Raw genomic sequence first — 16,772 nt, forward strand, 5'->3', positions numbered from 1 at the left:
TGAAAAGGATTTCTGCAAACGATTTCGATATATTTCAAACGATTTCTAAAAAATTCCCACACTTCATTCTTTCAGCGTATGAACAACAATTACATGTGGTATCACTCGTCTGTGCCAGCTACGGCCCGGCAAACGAGTAGCCGCCAAACCTGGCACGTAACTTTGCTGATGGTTCTGGCGGCCTTGCTTGTCTCTCTCCCTTTTTCCGGTCTGGCCCAAGCCACTCGGTCTATTTCGGGTAGAGTAACAGACACCAATTCCAGCGGTCTGCCAGGTGTTACAATTATTATTCCCGGCACTACCGTGGGTACCAGTTCTGGCTCCGATGGCTCGTTTGAGCTACAGGTGCCCGCCGCTACCACTACCCTGGCGGTTTCGTCGGTAGGTTACACGTCGCAGCGTGTTGACATCACGGGCAAGTCTACCGTGCAAATCAGCTTGCAAGAAGACTCCAAGGCTTTGGGCGACGTGGTGGTGGTAGGCTATGGCACAGCCCGTAAAGAAGATGTGACCGGCTCCGTGACGACCGTAACGGAGAAGGAATTCAACAGAGGTACCTTCACCTCGCCCGATCAACTCATTCAAGGACGGGTATCGGGGGTGCAGGTGAGCAACAACAGCGGCCAGCCCGGCGGACCAGCTACTGTTCGTATTCGCGGAAACTCGGCCGTAACGGGCACTGGTCAGCCGCTGTATGTGGTGGACGGCGTACCACTCGATGGCCGCTCCGCTCGTCCTGGTCTCTCGACGGGCGCGCTAGGCGCCGGCGCGGATAGCAATCCACTCAACTTCTTGAACCCTAACGACATAGAGTCAATGACGGTGCTTAAAGATGCCTCAGCCACGGCCATCTACGGTTCGCGGGCGGCCTACGGGGTAGTGCTTATCACGACCAAGCGGGGCAAATCGGGGGCACCGCAACTGAACGTAGGCATATCGAACGGCTTCTCCTCGCTGCTGCGCCGGCCCGCTTTCCTGAATGCCAGCCAGTACCGGGAGGCCATAGCCTACTACGGCGCCCCAGCCGCTAACGATAAGGGCGGTGATGTGAATGCCCTCGATGCCATTCTGCGTACCGGATACTTGCAAAACTACAACGTAGCCATGAGTGGGGGTAACGAAACCGGCCGCTACCGCCTTTCTATTGGTTACCTCGACCAAAACGGTATCGTGGACAAAACGGGTTTCAAGAAGTACAGCGCCAACCTCTCGACCAATTTTCAATTTTTAGAAAGCAAGAAGCTAGGACTCGACGTGAACATTGCGACTAGCCAGTTCCGTGAGCAGCTGGCCCCAATCAGCACCGACGCTGGTTCTCAAGGAAGCCTTATTGGGCAGGCCTTGCAGTGGAACCCTACTCAACCGCTACGCAACGCCGACGGCTCCCTCTTTGTGCAGCCCGGCGAGGTGGTAAACCCACTGGCCGCGCAGGAGTATTTCAACGATAACTCCCGCGTAACCACCATTTTGGCTAGCGCAGCACCTTATTATAAGTTCACCGACTGGCTTCAGTACCGAGCGCTCCTGAGCGTCAATTACAATACTGGCGAACGGCGAACCTCTATTGACCAGCGCTTGATCAATTACAGTGATATACAAAACAAAGGCTTTGCCGGCATCGGCCAGAATGAGCTGACGACGCAGCAAATGGCGCATACGCTAACCTTCAACAAGCAAGTTGTTGATGGTGTAAACGTCAATGCCCTCCTGGGCTACGAATACACGAAGTTTGCCAACCAGGGCTCCAACATGAATGCTTTCGGTAACCCCGACCAGGGGGGATTCGGTAATTTCGGTGTTGATTATACCAACTACATTCAGTACTCGGCCGCTGGTAACCGCTCAGTGTCCTCTTTCATTGACCCTTCCTCTCAATTACAATCATTGTTTGGCCGGGCAATCTTGAACTATAAAGACCGCTACGTGCTGACGGGAACCTTGCGCCGAGATGAAAGCAGCAAGTTCGGGCCGAACAACCGGGTAGGCTACTTCCCGTCCTTCGCCGCTGCCTGGGACCTGAGCCAGGAGTCCTTCTTCCCGAGTGAGCGCCTCACCCAGTTGAAGCTGCGAGCCGGCTACGGCCGCACCGGCAACCAAGAGTTTCCGGCTGGCTCTTCGCAGGGTCGCTACTCATTCGATAACAACGGGGCACAGTCGCCTCTGAACGACGCAAACCCGGATTTGAAGTGGCAGTCGGACGCACAGTACAATGCTGGCATTGACGTAGGCATATTCAACAACCGCCTTACGCTTACAGCTGACTACTTCTACAAGACTACCTCTGACTTACTTTTCCCCACGTTGCCTGGCCAGCCCGCGCCACCAGTACAAGCTATTCGCTGGACTAACCTCGACGGTAAAATCATCAACAAAGGGGTAGAGCTAGCGCTGGGTACTATCATTGTTAACAACGATAAGGTGAACGTGGGCTTAAATGCCAACGCTACTTTTATCCGCAACGAGGTAAAAGACCTTGAAGGTGCGGCTATTACGACTGGGGCCATCAACGGACAAGGCTTGTCGGGTGTGCTGGCGGAGCTCATCACCAATGGCTATCCTATCAACTCTTTCTTCCTCCCTCAATACACAGGCCTCAACGAGCAAGGACTGTCGAATACGCCGGGCCCGATTGCCTACTCGGGTAGCCCCAACCCCAAAACGTTGCTGGGTCTGAGTGCTAATGTTCAGTATGGCAAACTTTCGCTGACGGCCAACATGACCGGCGCGTTCGGGCAGTATATCTATAACAACACGCTTAACGCAGTAGGCAACGTGGGCCAGATAGGGGCCAGTAAGAACATTGCCCTCTCTACCTTCGAGAATCCGGTGAAAGAAGCTGTTGGCAACCCCTCGGCCGCTACCACGCGCTACCTTGAAAAGGGCAACTACCTGAAGATGTCTAACCTCACGCTGGCCTACGCCTTCGGCGATATCGGCCCGGTGTTTAAGGGGGGCCGTATTTATGCCACGGCTCAGAACCTGTTCGTGCTGACCAACTACGACGGCTTCGACCCAGAAGTGAACACTGTTAAGCGCGGCGCCAATCAAGTGCCTTCTGTGGGTATTGATTACTTGGCCTACCCGAGCGCCCGGACCTTTACGTTCGGCATTAATTTCTCGCTGTAATCTTCCATTCTACTTCCCATGGCTTATTATAAGTTCACCCGCGCAGCCGTCCTCCTGGCCGTGCTGCAATTGGCCAATAGCTGCGACGTTAGCGAAAAGCTAGCTGGTCAAATAAGCGATTCTCAGATTCCGGCGGGCGACCCCGCGGCCCTATTGACTGGGGTATATCAGGCCCAGCGAAACCCTATTCAGGGTTGCGTGAGCGTATTTGCCCTCGAAGAAGTATCGACCGATGCCCGGATCATGCCCACTCGTGGGCCTGACTGGGATGACAACGGCAAGTGGCGGGAGCTGTTTAACCATACCTGGACGCCCAACAACGAACGGGTGCGCGAGACCTTCACCCAGCTTGAGGGCATCGTATACTCTTCCACCGATTTACTGCGCTTTAGTCCTAGCGCCCAACAGGAGGCCGAATCGAGATTTATTCGCGCCTGGGCCATGTATCTACTCCTCGACCTCTACGACCAAGCCCTGTACCGCGACCCGGGTGAGAACCTGGGCATGAAGGCCCGCGTGCGCACCGGCACCGAGTTGCTCAATTACATTGTGAGCGAAATCAATACCGTGCAGCCCAACCTACCCGACGGCCCCGCAGGTCGTGCCAACAAGGATGCCGCTCGGGTGCTGTTGATGAAGTGCTACCTCAACAAAGGCGTATATGCCAACCGCCAGGCCCCTACTTTCGACCCGGCCGACATGAACCAGGTGATCAAGCTGGCCGATGAAGTGATTAACAGCGGCAAATACTCATTTGCGCCTAGCGTCTTCGACAACTTTGCCCCCAACAACACGGCCATTGGCAGAGAAAACATCTTTACCCAGGAGAATACGTTCGGCAACGCCGGCCCTACCCGCGACTTCTGGAAGTTTGTTTTTCACTATAATCTGCTGCCCGTCAATGGCTATAATGGCCCGGCTACTACGGCCGAATTCTATGACCTGTTTGAAGCGACCGACAAGCGCCGCGGCGTGGCCTACAAAACCGAAGGCGGCCCAGCCAACCCCGGCAACCGCGTCAACGTGGGCTTCTACATTGGGCAACAATACGACCTTACCAACGATGCGCAGGTGAAAACTCGCGCTGGCGCTCCATTGGTCTTTACAAAAGAAGTCAACCTCTTTGAAACCGGCCCCGACCTAGAATCGAAGGGTGCCCGGCCGCTGAAGTACCCTGTAGACTACGTCAGTGAGGCCAAAGGCGGCAACGGCTGCGAGAACGACCACGTGACCTTCCGTTTGGCCGATGTGTTGCTGATGAAGGCCGAAGCTATTATGCGCGGCGGCACGCCTACCAGTGCCGGCCAATATGGCAATACCGCGCTGGCCATCGTTAACTCCATTCGCACAGATCCCGGGCGCGGCGCCAGCGCCTTCACCTCACTCACGCTGGATATGTTGCTCGCGGAGCGCGGCCGGGAATTATATGGCGAGTCGTGGCGCCGACAGGATATGATTCGCTTTGGCAAGTTTCTACTGGCACGCAAAGACAAGCCCGTGAGTGACCCTACTCGCCTAGTCTATCCTATTCCGCAAAGCCAGGTAGATGTAAATTCTAATATCACCCAGAATCCTGGCTACTAACCGTCTAGAAAAGCCCCCGATGCTTGGCGCGGTGCCAAACGTCGGGGGCTTTTTCTGGCCCCTACCCTACCCCGTGGCCAGAATGTAAAGTCTAATAGCCAAGCTTTTAGTCGGAATGCCTCGCTCCTTGTCTGATTTTTATGCTCTTTCCTGTTTTTCTGCACAAGAGAAGTTTTTGTAGCCTGCTGAGTGGCCTGCTACTCCTGACCGGAGCTACAGCCTGCAACCAGAACTCCAAGCAGGAATCCGCAGTCGGCACAGAGGCTACGGCCACTGCCGCCGCAGATACCACAGTCCTTACCAAAAACCCTGACTGGTGGAAGGAAACCGTGGTATACCAGCTCTACCCGCGCAGCTTTCAGGACAGCAATGGCGACGGGGTAGGCGACCTGCGCGGTATCATCTCGCGGTTGGACTACCTCAAAAGCCTAGGGGTAGGCACCGTATGGCTGAACCCCATCTATGCCTCGCCCAACGATGACAACGGCTACGACATCAGCAACTACCGCCAGATTATGCCCGAGTTTGGGACCATGCAGGACTTTGACGAACTACTTCGCGAAATGCACCGGCGTGGCCTCAAACTAGTGATGGACCTAGTAGTCAACCATAGCTCCGATGAGCACCAGTGGTTTCAGCAGGCTCGTAGCTCCCGCACCAATCCTTACCGCAACTATTACTATTGGTGGCCCGCTGAGAAGGGCACGCCCCCGGCGCGCTACAGCACCTTCGACGTGAAGAAAAACGCCTGGGCTTACGACTCGCTCACGAACTCCTACTACCTGCACATTTTTTCGCGCAAGCAGCCCGATCTGAACTGGAACAACCCCAAGCTGCGCCAGGAAGTGTACAACATCATGCGGTTTTGGGCCGATAAAGGCATTGATGGCTTTCGGCTGGATGCGTTTCAGTTTGTGGCGAAGGATCCTACCTTCCCGCCCATGCCGGGCCTAACGGAGCAGAACTACGCCAACGCGTACAATCATGGCCCTCACCTGCACGACTACTTGCAGGAAATGAACCGCGAAGTGCTTGGCCACTACAACTTGATGACCGTGACCGAGGGCGCCGGCCGCAACCCCACCGAGGCCATGCTGTTCGTGGACCCTGCCCGCAAGGAGTTGGGCATGACCTACCATTTTGAGGGCACAGGCGTGGGCAGCAACTCCGATACCTATCAACTCACTGAGCTGAAGCGCGTGTTCACGAAATGGGACAGCACCTTTGCCCACAAAGGCTGGCAGGCACTCGACCTAGGCAACCATGACCAGCCCCGGATGGTGAGTAAATTTGGTGACGACCGGCCGGCTTTCCGGGCCGCCTCGGCCAAGCTCCTGAACACCTTCTTGCTGACGATGCGCGGCACGCCCTACTGCTACTATGGCGACGAGCTGGGCATGACCAACAACCCCAAACTGGCCAAGATTGAAGATTACCGCGACGTGGCTGCTCGCAACGGCTACCAGTTGGTGAAAAGCCAGGGCGGCGACTTGGCTGCCTACCTCAAAAACCTCCGCCGCTTCTCGCGCGACCACAGCCGTACGCCGATGCAGTGGGACAGCACGGCGCACGCAGGCTTCACCACCGGCACACCCTGGCTACCCGTCAACCCTAATTACCACACCGTTAATGAAGCCGCCGAGAACCAGGATGCCACCTCGGTGCTAACCCATTTCCGGCGGGCAACTGCTATGCGACAACAGCACCGCGTGCTGGTATATGGTCAGTACCAGCTGCTCGACGCCGCTAACCCCCACATCTACGCCTATACGCGCACGCAGGGCCCAGACAAGGTGCTGGTGATACTCAATTTCTCATCGGAAGTGCGGCGGTGGCCTATGCCAGCAGGGCTGAAGTCGAGTGATCAGCCCTGGCTCAACAACTACTCTGGTTTTACCATGGAGCCCACTCTCATGCTCCAGCCCTGGCAAGCCGTGGTACTACCTTTGGCGCAGTAGCCTATGCTTGCCTCTACCCTTTTTTCTTTCTATGCTGCTTTCCCTACTTGCTTTTCTGTCGCGTGCGCTGGGTGCCGCAACGCTGTTTATTTTCGGGCTGATGCCTTTGCTTGCCACCGCCCAAACCACTCCCGACCCCTGGGTGCTATCGGCCGACAAAGTGGACCCCGCTGCCTACTACGGTGTGACGGTGGCCAACGGCATGCTGGGCGTGGTGTCGTCGCCCGAGCCGTTTAAGGTGAAGAGCGTGGTGTTGGCCGGGGCCTACGACCAGTATGGACGAGGCAGAGTCAGCAACTTTCTCAACGGTTTCAATCTGTTGAATATGTATCTGGAAATTGACGGTCGGCGGCTGGGCCCGGCTGATGCCCGCAACTTCCGGCAGCAACTCGATATGCGGGGCGCCTCGCTCACCACTACCTTCGACTACGGTGATAAAGCGACCATTAGCTACACCTACCGTGCGCTGCGCCACCTCCCCTACTGCGTGCTGATGGACGTAACCATCACCGCCAAAAAAGACCTTGCCCTAACGGCTGCCAGTGTGATGGAAGCGCCCGATGCGTTGCGCGACGTGCAGAACTACTACAACGAAATCGACCGGCCGCACGTCACCATCAGCCTGCTTACCTCCACGGCCCGCAGCCCTACTGGCAAGCTGCAACTGTGTGCCAGCACCAGTTTTTTGTTCTCGGAGCCGCACGGGCAGGAGCCGCGCGTCATTCACGAGATGTGGGACAGCAACATGCACCTGATGAAGTTCAGCAAGACGCTGAAGGCTGGGCAAGCTTATACCTACGGCGTGACGGGCGCTACCCTCACCTCCGCCCACGATGCCGACCCGCTGAACCAAGTAGAGCGCCTCACGGTATTTGCCCGGCTCGAAGGCAAGGAGCGCCTACTGGCTTTCCACCAAAAAGCGTGGCAGGACTTGTGGCAGAGCGACATTCAGATTACCGGCGATGCGCAGGCCCAGCAAGACGTGCATAGTATGCTTTACCACCTCTACAGCTTTTCGCGGGCCGGTACCGATTTTTCGCCTTCGCCCATGGGCCTTTCGGGTCTGGGCTACAACGGGCATGTATTCTGGGATACCGACTTGTGGATGTACCCGGCCCTGCTGGTCTTGCACCCCGAAATTGCGAAGTCGTTGGTTGAATACCGGTTCAACCGGCTGGAAGCAGCCCGGCGCAATGCCTTTGCACACGGCTACCAAGGCGCCATGTTTCCGTGGGAAAGCTCCGATACGGGAGTAGAGGAAACACCGGTGTGGGCGCTGAGCGGACCATTTGAGCACCACATTTCGGCCGATGTGGCGCTGGCCGCCTGGCAGTACTACTGCGTGACCCAGGACAAAGCGTGGCTGCGCGAGAAGGGCTGGCCCATCCTACAAGCCACCGCCGATTTTTGGGCCAGCCGGGTAGAGCGCAACGGCCCGGGCCACTATGACATCAAGAACGTGGTAGCTGCCGATGAGTGGGCCGAAAACGTAGACAATAATGCCTTCACCAACGCCGCGGCCAAAGTAAATCTGCAAAACGCCGCGGCTGCCGCTAAGCTGCTGGGCCTACCCGCCAACTCCGACTGGGCGCTGGTTGCCCAAAACATTCCCATCCTGCGCCTACCCAACGGCGTGACGCAGGAACACGCCACCTACCAGGGCGAGGGCATCAAGCAGGGCGATGTCAATCTGCTGGCCTACCCGCTAAAGGTGATTACAGACCCAGCGCAAATCAGAAAAGACCTGGAGTACTACGAAACCCGCGTGCCCAACGAAGGCACTCCCGCCATGACCCAGGCCATTTTTGCCTTGCTCTACGCTCGCCTGGGCGATGGCGCAAAGGCCCGGCAGTTTTTCCGGGATGCATATGAGCCCAATCTGCTGCCGCCATTTCGGGTTATTGCCGAGACCAAGGGTGGCACGAACCCCTACTTCGCTACCGGAGCGGGTGGGGTGCTGCAAGCCGTGCTGATGGGATTCGGCGGGCTTGACATTACGCCTACTGGCATTGTGCAACGCAAAACCACGTTGCCTACGGGCTGGCAGTCGGTGAGGATAACGGGGGTAGGCCCGCAGCGCAAAACGTATTCCGTTACCCGCTGATATTGCCAGCCTACCGTACGGTTTGCTGCCGCAGCCAGGTCAATAAGTCGCTCACGTAGCCGGGAGCCGGTTGGGGCCACTGCCACTGGCCCTGGGCGTTGGTGTAGCCTACTACCGTCAGGTTGCGATTGGCATTGGGGTAGAGTCGTACGGCGCTGGCCCTACCCTTCAGCGCTGGGCGCAGGTACCGGACGCTCTCCCGTACGTTCAGGGTAGTGTCGGCTGCGCCGTAGAGGCCCAACACGGGTAACTGCCGGGCCAGTAGCTGGAACGGCTGCGCCTGGGTACGCGACGCGACGGGCACGCCTTCCAACACCGCAAACCGGCATTTGGATTGGGCTTGCAACGCCGCTTGCGTAGCCAGCGCCGCATTGGCACCACGCACCCACAAGCCCACGTGAGCCGTATCGATGCTGCTTTCGGTGCGGCAGGCGGCCAGTCCGGCACTGGCGGTATGGTAGGCCACCGAATCGGCCGCGCTGGCTGAGTCGGCGGCTACGGCTGGTAAGAGTAGCACCACGAAGCCGTGGCGGGCCAGCAAGTCGGCGCGGGTAGCGGCGGCGCCCGCCGTAATCTGGTCGGGTAGTATCACCACCGCCGGGTAGCGCTGCGCCGTATCCTGCGGAATCAGCAGCGAGGCCATGCTGTTGGCCGCTAGCCCCGGCAGCCGTACCGACTGCTCGCGGTAGGGCCGCGTGGCCGCTTGCCCGCGCCGCACCCACACAAACTGCGTTTGGATGGTGTCCCAGGTGAAAATACCACGTAGGAAGTCGCCCTCGCGCACGGCATTTACCGTGATGCTACCCGGCTGCCCCGGTTGCTGCTCGAAGTGTAGTTGCGGCTCCCGGTAGCTCAGGTTGGCCACGGGAAAGCTGATACCAGGAATTTCGGGGAAGTGCATGTCGGCCTGGAGCTGGCCCGGTGTTGTTTCGCGCACGTCCAACGTCACGCGCAAATCGGTACCCTGATACGTAACCGGTCCTTCAAAATGACCAGTCAGAACAGGCATAGTCGCTTTTTCAGGTTGACTTGAACACGCGCTCAGCAGCAGCACCATGCCTAGCCACCCTACCCAGCCTAGCGCCTCTAGCCCGGTAGCCGGCATGGTTATTCTCAGTACAGATATACTTCTAGCAAGATTATTCACGCTGCAAAGGTAACGTTGCCACCGAACGCATCGTATCCGGCCGACCTCATAGCCCTTTGCGCAGAATCAAATCCGTCTGCACATCGGAACCCAGCGTGAAAGCATGCTGGCCAATTTCTTTGAAGCCGAACCGCTGGTAGAAGCCAATAGCGCGCGTATTTCGCTCCCACACGCCTAGCACCACCGTGCGGCACTTGTGCACCCGGGCTTCTTCCAGCGTCCGGCGCATTAGGGTAGCGCCCAGGCCGGTGCCTACCCAGTCCTCGCGCACATAGAGGCGCGCTATTTCCAGGCGGTTATCCACTGGTTTACCCGACTCTAGGCCTAGGTCCGATTTCAGCCGGAGCATGGCATAGCCTACCAACTCCTGCTGCATTTGGGCCAGCAAGAAAATGACATTAGGATCTTGCAACTCGCTCAACTGCTGCTCCGGCCCGAAGGTAGCCGCCAGGTAGGCGTCCATGTCGGTAGGGGTATTATCGGCAGCAAACGTCTCATGAAACGTCTGGCGACCCAAAGCGGCGAGTTTCGCGGCTGTTTCGGGGGTGCACTTTGCTACCAGTATGCGAAGGGGTGAGGACATAACTTTTGTGAAATCAACGACGAAGGCGACGAATGCCCCATCTTCCGAGCCACAAAGATACCAGTATGGCCAGTGCCAACGCCAGCAGATAGCCAATGGTGTTGCCAGTGGCCAAGCTAGCGGTAGGCGCTGCCGGGGGCGCCATTAGGTACGTACTGGTGCTTACCAACACGCGCACCAGTAGCGCGACGCTCAGTAGCAGCGCCAATACGCCTAGCAGTTTTGGCACAAAAGGGCTCAATCCAGCAAGTTATTTTTGCCGCGCCGCATTGCCCAACCGGCCCGCAGAAAGTAGCCCGCCAGAATCAGCAAGGCAATGTTGATGACGAAGCCGAAGGTATTGAAGTTACCCGATTGCCACTCGGTATAGCGGCCAAACAACAAGTACAGCTCCACCAGTAGCAGCACGCCACCAACCAGCAAATGAATAGTACCGCCGGAGCGGGAATTGGGCGTTGCAGCCATAATTGAAAAGGAGAAGCGGTCAGAAACCAAAGAAGCGTTGCCCTTGCAAGCAACCTGTAGAAACCCATACGCACAAGTATTGAAAATTGGTTTCTGCGGTGTATTTTTGCCTTACCAAGTAGTTCAGCGAGAGTAGCTCAGTTGGTAGAGCATCAGCTTCCCAAGCTGAGGGTCGCGAGTTCGAGCCTCGTTTCTCGCTCAGTTGTTTAAAAGCCACTTATCCCAACGCGGGTAAGTGGCTTTTTTCATGCAACTCGGCGCATGTTCGCAGAAAGCCAGCTTGTTACCGGTTTTTGGCTATTCCCCGGCGCACTACTATGCTATATGATTATTCGTTGCCGTCTGGCAGCTATGTATTATCCAATCATGAGCGCTTATGCGCATAACGTATTGACTGATATGATTTTTATTGCCAACGTATTACTAAACATAGTACCTTTTTAATTTATATTATATAAACAATGTTATATTTTATCCTCGATTAATTAGGTATACAGGAGGAAAATGGCTCTATTACGCTTTGTAACTGCTTGTTAACAAGAAGCTACAAAGCATTCTTATCCACTCTTACTTCCTTTCATGTATACCAAACCTCTTACCCACAAAATCCTTCCTCTTTTCAGCTTGGGCCTACTTTTCACGTTTGGCTGCGCTAAAGAAGACTTATCTCCCACCGAGGACTTTAGCGCTACTACTGCCCAGCAAGCCACGCAGGATGGCCCCACCGTTACGCTAGACTCCAAACGGTACATTATCATTGCTTCTGGCGACCAGTTGCCTAGCGACATTACCGCTCGGGCTGAATCAGCCAACGGCACCATTACCTCGCTACTTAGCGAAGCGGGCATTGCCGTTGCTACCTCCGACGACCCCCAATTTGCTGCTAAGGCTTCTCAAATTACCGGCGTGCGCTCCGTGGTGCGCGACTTCACCTACCAGGCATTCGATCCGCAAAAAGAGCGCTCAGCCGATGTGGCTGCCAACAACGTAAACCCACCCAGCACTGGCGACAGTAACCCCTACTTCCCGCTGCAATGGGGCCACACGGCCATTCAGGCACCCCAGGCCTGGAACACGGGCGCGCAAGGCGAGGGGGTAGTAGTAGCCGACTTAGACAGCGGCTTCGATCTGACCCACCCCGACCTACAGTCTAACATCGTGGGTAGCGTTTCATTTGTACCCGGCGAGGATGCTCAGTTTCGTGGCGCGGGCTCTAGCCACGGCACCCACACGGCCGGTACCATTGCCGCGGCCGACAACAACATTGGTGTTATTGGGGTAGCACCCAAATCCAAGCTTTTGTTAGTTAAAGTACTGCGTGACAGCGGATCAGGTTCGTTTTCTTGGATGATGAGCGGCATTGTGTATGCTGTGCAGAACAATGCCAAGGTCATCAACCTGAGCTTGGGTGCGGCCATTCTACGCAATGGTAAGTTTCTGAATAACAACGGTACGCCGAACGATCCATCGGATGACTTCATCGAGCACGATGCCAAAGGCACGCAGGAGCTACTGGTAGCTATCAGCAAGGTAACCAGCTATGCTGCCAAGCAGGGCGTTACCATCATTGCATCGGCGGGCAACGATGCCAACGACGGCAACAAGGATCAGTCGTTGGTGCACATTCCGGCCGATGCTACGGGCGTTATCTCTATTTCGGCCACTGGCCCCATGGGCTGGGCGCTAAATCCGCTCACGACGAATCTGGATCGGTTGGCTTCGTACTCCAACTACGGCACGTCGGCTATCGACTTTGCAGCTCCCGGCGGCGATTTTGCCTACCCTGGCAGCGAGATAGTAGTCTTCAGAGGCGTACGCCAGTACGTATGGGCGCTTGATATGGTACTGAGCACGGCCAAAAACGGTGGGTACACTTGGATGGCTGGCACCAGCATGGCCGCTCCTCACGCTACTGGGGTAGCTGCCCTCATCATTGGTAAAAATGGTGGCCAGATGGACCCGGCACGCGTGAAAGCCGTTCTGCGCGCCTCTGCTGATGATTTAGGCAAGCCCGGCCGCGATGCCGCCTATGGCCACGGCCGCGTAAATGCCTTCCGTGCAGTATCTCAGGCACTATAGCCCTGCTGCACCGCGCAAATACGCAACGAAGAAAAGCCCTGTCGGTATTTGCCGGCGGGGCTTTTTGTTGACTAGCCTGATTACCTCAGAACCTAACCCCACTTTAAGACTGCCCAACTTACCTGCTTTTTCTGAAGCATTCTGTACTAGTTTTCCTTAGTATAGGTACTCTTATCACGAAAAGCACACTCGTTATTATTCTAGCAATAAGACAAATAAACGCTTGACTATCAGAATTTAAATCAAATTACAGCTACACGTTTTGCAATACACGATTCGGCACTTACTTGCTGGGTTTAGCAAGCGCACAGCAATGTTTTTCCTCTTCTCTGCATTGGGTATCCTCTTTTATTCGTGGCATATTTAAGGCGCTAATACACTTCCTATGGCTGCCTTTCGCATACCTCTTCTGCTTATTGGGCTTTTGCTGGCAGCCGGCGGCAGTCAGGCACAGAGTGCACCCCACTCTGTGGCGCCCCCTAAAGAGCAGCAGGATCTAGTGGTGCGCGTGACGGTGCCTACCGCCATAGCGACGCTGAGCGACTACGCTAGTACGCTATTCTCCAAGCAGAAAGACAAACTCAAAACGCTCACTGCTCCTAAACAGCTGCGCACCAGCAATCCGGTCATTGTTTTCACGCTGCCGCTGCCCAAAGGCTGGGGCACGAAGAAAGAGAAAGAAGCCAGTCCGTAATTGCCTACCTCGGTAACACGCCCTTCTTTGCCATTAATCCTGCTGTTTCTACCCGTTTATGAGCGTCAATACGACTATCTTTTTCAGTATTCTAATAGCCGTAGGGCTGGTGCGTGTCATCCGGAAGTTCCTGGATTTACCCACGCGCCTGCCCCGCATCAACCGGCTGCTGGACTACATCTGGGTGCCAGGCGTGGTGCTGTTTGCGCTTTCTTCGCTCATTCACTGGAAATCCGATCAGTTAGATGAGCTGTATCTGCTCTTTGTATTTGGGGTAGGCGTTTGGGTGTTGCTGCGCTTGCGCACGTACCGGCCAGCGCGGTTGCTGCTGCTGGCCGCCCTACCCTTCGTTGCATATTCAGCCTTTGAACTGGTACTGGCGCTGGTTGCGCCAGCTATGCTGAAAGAGTATGACGACAGCTTTGAGGTAGCGCAGGCCTTCACTTTCATCTGGCTATTCACCTTTGCGCTCATTGCCCGCAATCAAAAAAACCAGCTGGAAAAGGACCGGCTGCTGCGCGAGGAAGAAGAGAAGGCCAAGCAGCGCATTTCGGCCCAGAATGTAGAGTTGGAGCGCTTGGTGGCCGAGCGCACCGCTACCCTCACACAGCAGGCCGAGGAGCTGCGCTACGCTCTCACGGAGCTACGCATCACACAGAATCAACTGATTCAGAGCGAGAAGATGGCGAGCTTGGGGGAGCTGACGGCCGGTATTGCCCACGAGATTCAGAACCCGCTGAACTTCGTTACCAACTTCTCCGACGTAAGTACCGAGCTGCTCACAGAGCTAGAAGAGGAGCAGCAAAAGCCCGACCGCGACCCAGAGCTGGAAGCCGAAATCCTGACCGACCTCAAGCAGAATCTTCAGAAGATCACGCACCACGGGCAGCGCGCCGCCAGCATTGTGCGGGCCATGCTGGAGCACTCCCGCGCCAACAATGGCGAGCGGCAGCCCACCGACCTCAACAAGCTAGCCGACGAATACCTGCGCCTCGCCTACCACGGTCTGCGCGCCAAAGACAAGACTTTCAACGCCACCATCACCACCTTTTTCGACCCGTCGCTGGGGCATATTAGTGCTGTATCGCAGGATTTGGGTAGGGTGCTGCTGAATCTGTTTACCAATGCGTTCTACGCGGTGCAGAAAAAGCAAAAGGACGGTAACACGCCCGGCTACGTGCCTACGGTGAGCGTAAACACGCTGCACCGCTCGTCGGGGGAGGTGGAGATTCGGGTGCGCGACAATGGCACGGGCATCCCGGAGAGCGTGAAAGACAAGATTTTTCAGCCATTTTTCACCACCAAGCCCACCGGCGAGGGCACCGGGCTGGGTTTGTCGCTGAGTTACGATATCATCACGAAGGGCCACGGCGGCACCTTGACGGTGGAAACCGAGGAAGGCGAAGGCACAGAGTTTATTATCAGGCTACCTGGGTGATTTTTAGCTGTTAGTCATTTGCTAGTAGCTGATGGCTTTCGTGAATTGCTTGTTCTCGTTTGAGAAGAACCAATAGCTAACAGCCGGCAGCTACTAGCTAAATTAAACGCATAGCTTTGTTTGTGATGAAAATACTGGTAGTAGACGATGAAGCCGATGTACGCGTGCTATTTGAGCAGCGCTTCCGACGCGAAATCCGCAGTGGGTTGTTCACCTTTTCCTTTGCCTACTCGGGCGAGGAAGCCCTGACGTATTTGCACGATCATGCCTCGGAAGTGGTGCTGATTTTATCCGACATCAATATGCCCGGCATGAGTGGCTTGGAGTTGCTGCGTCACATCAAGCAGACCTACGCCGCCCCGCCCCCTACCCCACCACAGGTGATGATGCTGACGGCCTACGGCGACGACCCTACCCGCCAACAAGCCATGCAACTGGGAGCCAACGACTTCCTGACCAAGCCCGTAGATTTTGTCGCGCTGAAAGAGAAACTGACTGTGCTAGCGAGCCATGAAAACTAAGATACTGGTAGTAGACGACGAGGCCGACCTGGAGCTGCTCATCAAGCAGAAGTTCCGGCGCAAAATCCGGGAAAACGTCTACGAGTTTGTGTTTGCCAGCAACGGCCAGGAGGCCCTAGACTGCATTCGGGAGCACCCGGATATGGATATCATCCTCAGCGACATCAACATGCCGGTGATGGACGGGCTGACGCTGTTAGGCAAGCTCCCCGAGGCCAACCCGATGGCCAAGGCCGTTATCGTGTCGGCCTACGGGGATATGGAGAACATCCGGCTGGCCATGAACCGCGGCGCGTTCGACTTCATCTGCAAGCCTGTAGATTTCAACGATTTGGAGGTAACCGTGGAAAAGACCGCCCAGCAGGTGCGGCAGATGCGCGAGACGCTGAAGGCCATTCAGGAAAACAACATCCTGCGCATGTACGTGGATGGCACGGTACTCAACCTCATGGGTAGACCCGATTTCGAGAAGACGCTGATGGTGAGCGAAACGGTGGACGCTACCGTGGTCTTTATCGACATTTGCGGTTTCACGTCGCTTTCCGAAGTGCTACCCCCGGCCGATATCGTGACCATGCTCAACACCTATTTCGACCAGATGGTGAAGGAGGTGATTGCGCAGGGCGGCTACATTGACAAGTTTATGGGCGACGCCGTGATGGCCGTGTTCCGCGACGAGTTCCACCTGGACCGTGCCATCGACGCCTCGCTGGCGGCGCGGGCCGTGGTGCAGGCCAACGAGTTTACCCTACCCGACGGTCGTATCTACCGGCCACAGGTCAGCATTGGCATAAACACCGGCGAAATGGTGTCAGGCAATATCGGCTCGGCCTCCCTCAAGCGCCTCGACTACACTGTTATCGGCGACACTGTAAATACCAGCCAGCGCCTCCAATCAGCCGCCCAGCCCGGCCAAATCATCATTACAGAGGCTACCTATCAGCAGGTGAAAGAGTCTTTTCACTGCCAACCGTTGCAGGAAGTCAGCCTGAAGAACAAGGCTCAACCGATGATGATTTATGAGGTAGTGAGCTAGAGGTGAGATTGTAAAGTGGTGAATTGAAAAATGCGTC

Annotated in this window: 13 protein-coding genes and 1 tRNA gene; 10 read left to right on the plus strand and 4 right to left on the minus strand. The window is 56.1% G+C overall.

What is annotated here, in order from left to right:
• The first annotated feature begins 78 nt into the window (after positions 1 to 78).
• The 4 genes from F1C16_RS14795 (at position 79) to F1C16_RS14810 (ending at position 8,772) form a co-directional block, all read left to right on the plus strand.
• Positions 79 to 3,126 carry a SusC/RagA family TonB-linked outer membrane protein gene (locus F1C16_RS14795; RefSeq protein ID WP_219159033.1) on the plus strand — a complete coding sequence of 1,016 codons (3,048 nt, stop codon included), beginning with the start codon at positions 79 to 81 and terminating at the stop codon, positions 3,124 to 3,126.
• Positions 3,127 to 3,144: 18 nt separating this feature from the next.
• Positions 3,145 to 4,710 carry a RagB/SusD family nutrient uptake outer membrane protein gene (locus tag F1C16_RS14800; protein WP_185281400.1) on the plus strand — a complete coding sequence of 522 codons (1,566 nt, stop codon included), beginning with the start codon at positions 3,145 to 3,147 and terminating at the stop codon, positions 4,708 to 4,710.
• 140 nt (positions 4,711 to 4,850) lie between these two features.
• Positions 4,851 to 6,668 carry an alpha-glucosidase gene (locus F1C16_RS14805; protein ID WP_185281401.1) on the plus strand — a complete coding sequence of 606 codons (1,818 nt, stop codon included), beginning with the start codon at positions 4,851 to 4,853 and terminating at the stop codon, positions 6,666 to 6,668.
• A gap of 31 nt (positions 6,669 to 6,699) precedes the next feature.
• A complete protein-coding gene (locus F1C16_RS14810; RefSeq protein WP_185281402.1) occupies positions 6,700 to 8,772 on the plus strand; it encodes a glycoside hydrolase family 65 protein in 2,073 nt (690 codons plus the stop codon).
• A 10-nt stretch (positions 8,773 to 8,782) separates the two neighbouring features.
• On the opposite strand, the gene F1C16_RS14815 is transcribed toward F1C16_RS14810, so the two are convergent.
• The 4 genes from F1C16_RS14815 to F1C16_RS14830 all read right to left on the minus strand — a co-directional run bounded on the left by F1C16_RS14815 (position 8,783) and on the right by F1C16_RS14830 (position 10,967).
• The gene (locus F1C16_RS14815) at positions 8,783 to 9,781 is read right to left on the minus strand and encodes a hypothetical protein (RefSeq protein WP_185281403.1); all 999 of its coding nucleotides are present in this window, start codon (positions 9,779 to 9,781) and stop codon (positions 8,783 to 8,785) included.
• Between the two features lie 184 nt (positions 9,782 to 9,965).
• Positions 9,966 to 10,502, minus strand: coding sequence for a GNAT family N-acetyltransferase (locus F1C16_RS14820; RefSeq protein WP_185281404.1), 537 nt, complete (start codon positions 10,500 to 10,502; stop codon positions 9,966 to 9,968).
• Positions 10,503 to 10,515: 13 nt separating this feature from the next.
• Positions 10,516 to 10,731, minus strand: coding sequence for a hypothetical protein (locus F1C16_RS14825; RefSeq protein WP_185281405.1), 216 nt, complete (start codon positions 10,729 to 10,731; stop codon positions 10,516 to 10,518).
• Positions 10,732 to 10,739: 8 nt separating this feature from the next.
• Positions 10,740 to 10,967 (minus strand): hypothetical protein, encoded by a 228-nt coding sequence (locus F1C16_RS14830; protein WP_185281406.1) that lies wholly within the window; start codon positions 10,965 to 10,967, stop codon positions 10,740 to 10,742.
• Between the two features lie 126 nt (positions 10,968 to 11,093).
• On the opposite strand from F1C16_RS14830, the gene F1C16_RS14835 reads away from it, so the two are divergent.
• From F1C16_RS14835 to F1C16_RS14860, 6 genes are all read left to right on the plus strand, one after another.
• Positions 11,094 to 11,166 (plus strand) — tRNA-Gly (locus F1C16_RS14835).
• A gap of 380 nt (positions 11,167 to 11,546) precedes the next feature.
• Positions 11,547 to 13,046 (plus strand): S8 family serine peptidase, encoded by a 1,500-nt coding sequence (locus F1C16_RS14840; protein ID WP_185281407.1) that lies wholly within the window; start codon positions 11,547 to 11,549, stop codon positions 13,044 to 13,046.
• 385 nt (positions 13,047 to 13,431) lie between these two features.
• Positions 13,432 to 13,740, plus strand: coding sequence for a hypothetical protein (locus F1C16_RS14845; protein WP_185281408.1), 309 nt, complete (start codon positions 13,432 to 13,434; stop codon positions 13,738 to 13,740).
• Positions 13,741 to 13,798: 58 nt separating this feature from the next.
• A complete protein-coding gene (locus tag F1C16_RS14850; RefSeq protein WP_185281409.1) occupies positions 13,799 to 15,178 on the plus strand; it encodes a sensor histidine kinase in 1,380 nt (459 codons plus the stop codon).
• A gap of 125 nt (positions 15,179 to 15,303) precedes the next feature.
• Positions 15,304 to 15,699 carry a response regulator gene (locus F1C16_RS14855; protein ID WP_185281410.1) on the plus strand — a complete coding sequence of 132 codons (396 nt, stop codon included), beginning with the start codon at positions 15,304 to 15,306 and terminating at the stop codon, positions 15,697 to 15,699.
• Positions 15,689 to 16,735 (plus strand): adenylate/guanylate cyclase domain-containing protein, encoded by a 1,047-nt coding sequence (locus F1C16_RS14860; RefSeq protein WP_185281411.1) that lies wholly within the window; start codon positions 15,689 to 15,691, stop codon positions 16,733 to 16,735. Before F1C16_RS14855 ends, F1C16_RS14860 begins: the two co-directional genes overlap by 11 nt.
• The last annotated feature ends 37 nt before the right edge of the window (positions 16,736 to 16,772 follow it).

Source organism: Hymenobacter sp. NBH84, assembly GCF_014217645.1.
Classification (GTDB): Bacteria; Bacteroidota; Bacteroidia; order Cytophagales; family Hymenobacteraceae; genus Hymenobacter; species Hymenobacter profundi.

Bases quoted from the DNA above. Each gene is read 5' to 3' on its own strand.
- F1C16_RS14795 (WP_219159033.1), top strand. From the start codon at position 79: ATGAACAACAATTACATGTGGTATCACTCGTCTGTGCCAGCTACGGCC.
- F1C16_RS14800 (WP_185281400.1), top strand. From the start codon at position 3,145: ATGGCTTATTATAAGTTCACCCGCGCAGCCGTCCTCCTGGCCGTGCTG.
- F1C16_RS14805 (WP_185281401.1), top strand. From the start codon at position 4,851: ATGCTCTTTCCTGTTTTTCTGCACAAGAGAAGTTTTTGTAGCCTGCTG.
- F1C16_RS14810 (WP_185281402.1), top strand. From the start codon at position 6,700: ATGCTGCTTTCCCTACTTGCTTTTCTGTCGCGTGCGCTGGGTGCCGCA.
- F1C16_RS14815 (WP_185281403.1), bottom strand. From the start codon at position 9,781: ATGCCTGTTCTGACTGGTCATTTTGAAGGACCGGTTACGTATCAGGGT.
- F1C16_RS14820 (WP_185281404.1), bottom strand. From the start codon at position 10,502: ATGTCCTCACCCCTTCGCATACTGGTAGCAAAGTGCACCCCCGAAACA.
- F1C16_RS14830 (WP_185281406.1), bottom strand. From the start codon at position 10,967: ATGGCTGCAACGCCCAATTCCCGCTCCGGCGGTACTATTCATTTGCTG.
- F1C16_RS14840 (WP_185281407.1), top strand. From the start codon at position 11,547: ATGTATACCAAACCTCTTACCCACAAAATCCTTCCTCTTTTCAGCTTG.
- F1C16_RS14845 (WP_185281408.1), top strand. From the start codon at position 13,432: ATGGCTGCCTTTCGCATACCTCTTCTGCTTATTGGGCTTTTGCTGGCA.
- F1C16_RS14850 (WP_185281409.1), top strand. From the start codon at position 13,799: ATGAGCGTCAATACGACTATCTTTTTCAGTATTCTAATAGCCGTAGGG.
- F1C16_RS14855 (WP_185281410.1), top strand. From the start codon at position 15,304: ATGAAAATACTGGTAGTAGACGATGAAGCCGATGTACGCGTGCTATTT.
- F1C16_RS14860 (WP_185281411.1), top strand. From the start codon at position 15,689: ATGAAAACTAAGATACTGGTAGTAGACGACGAGGCCGACCTGGAGCTG.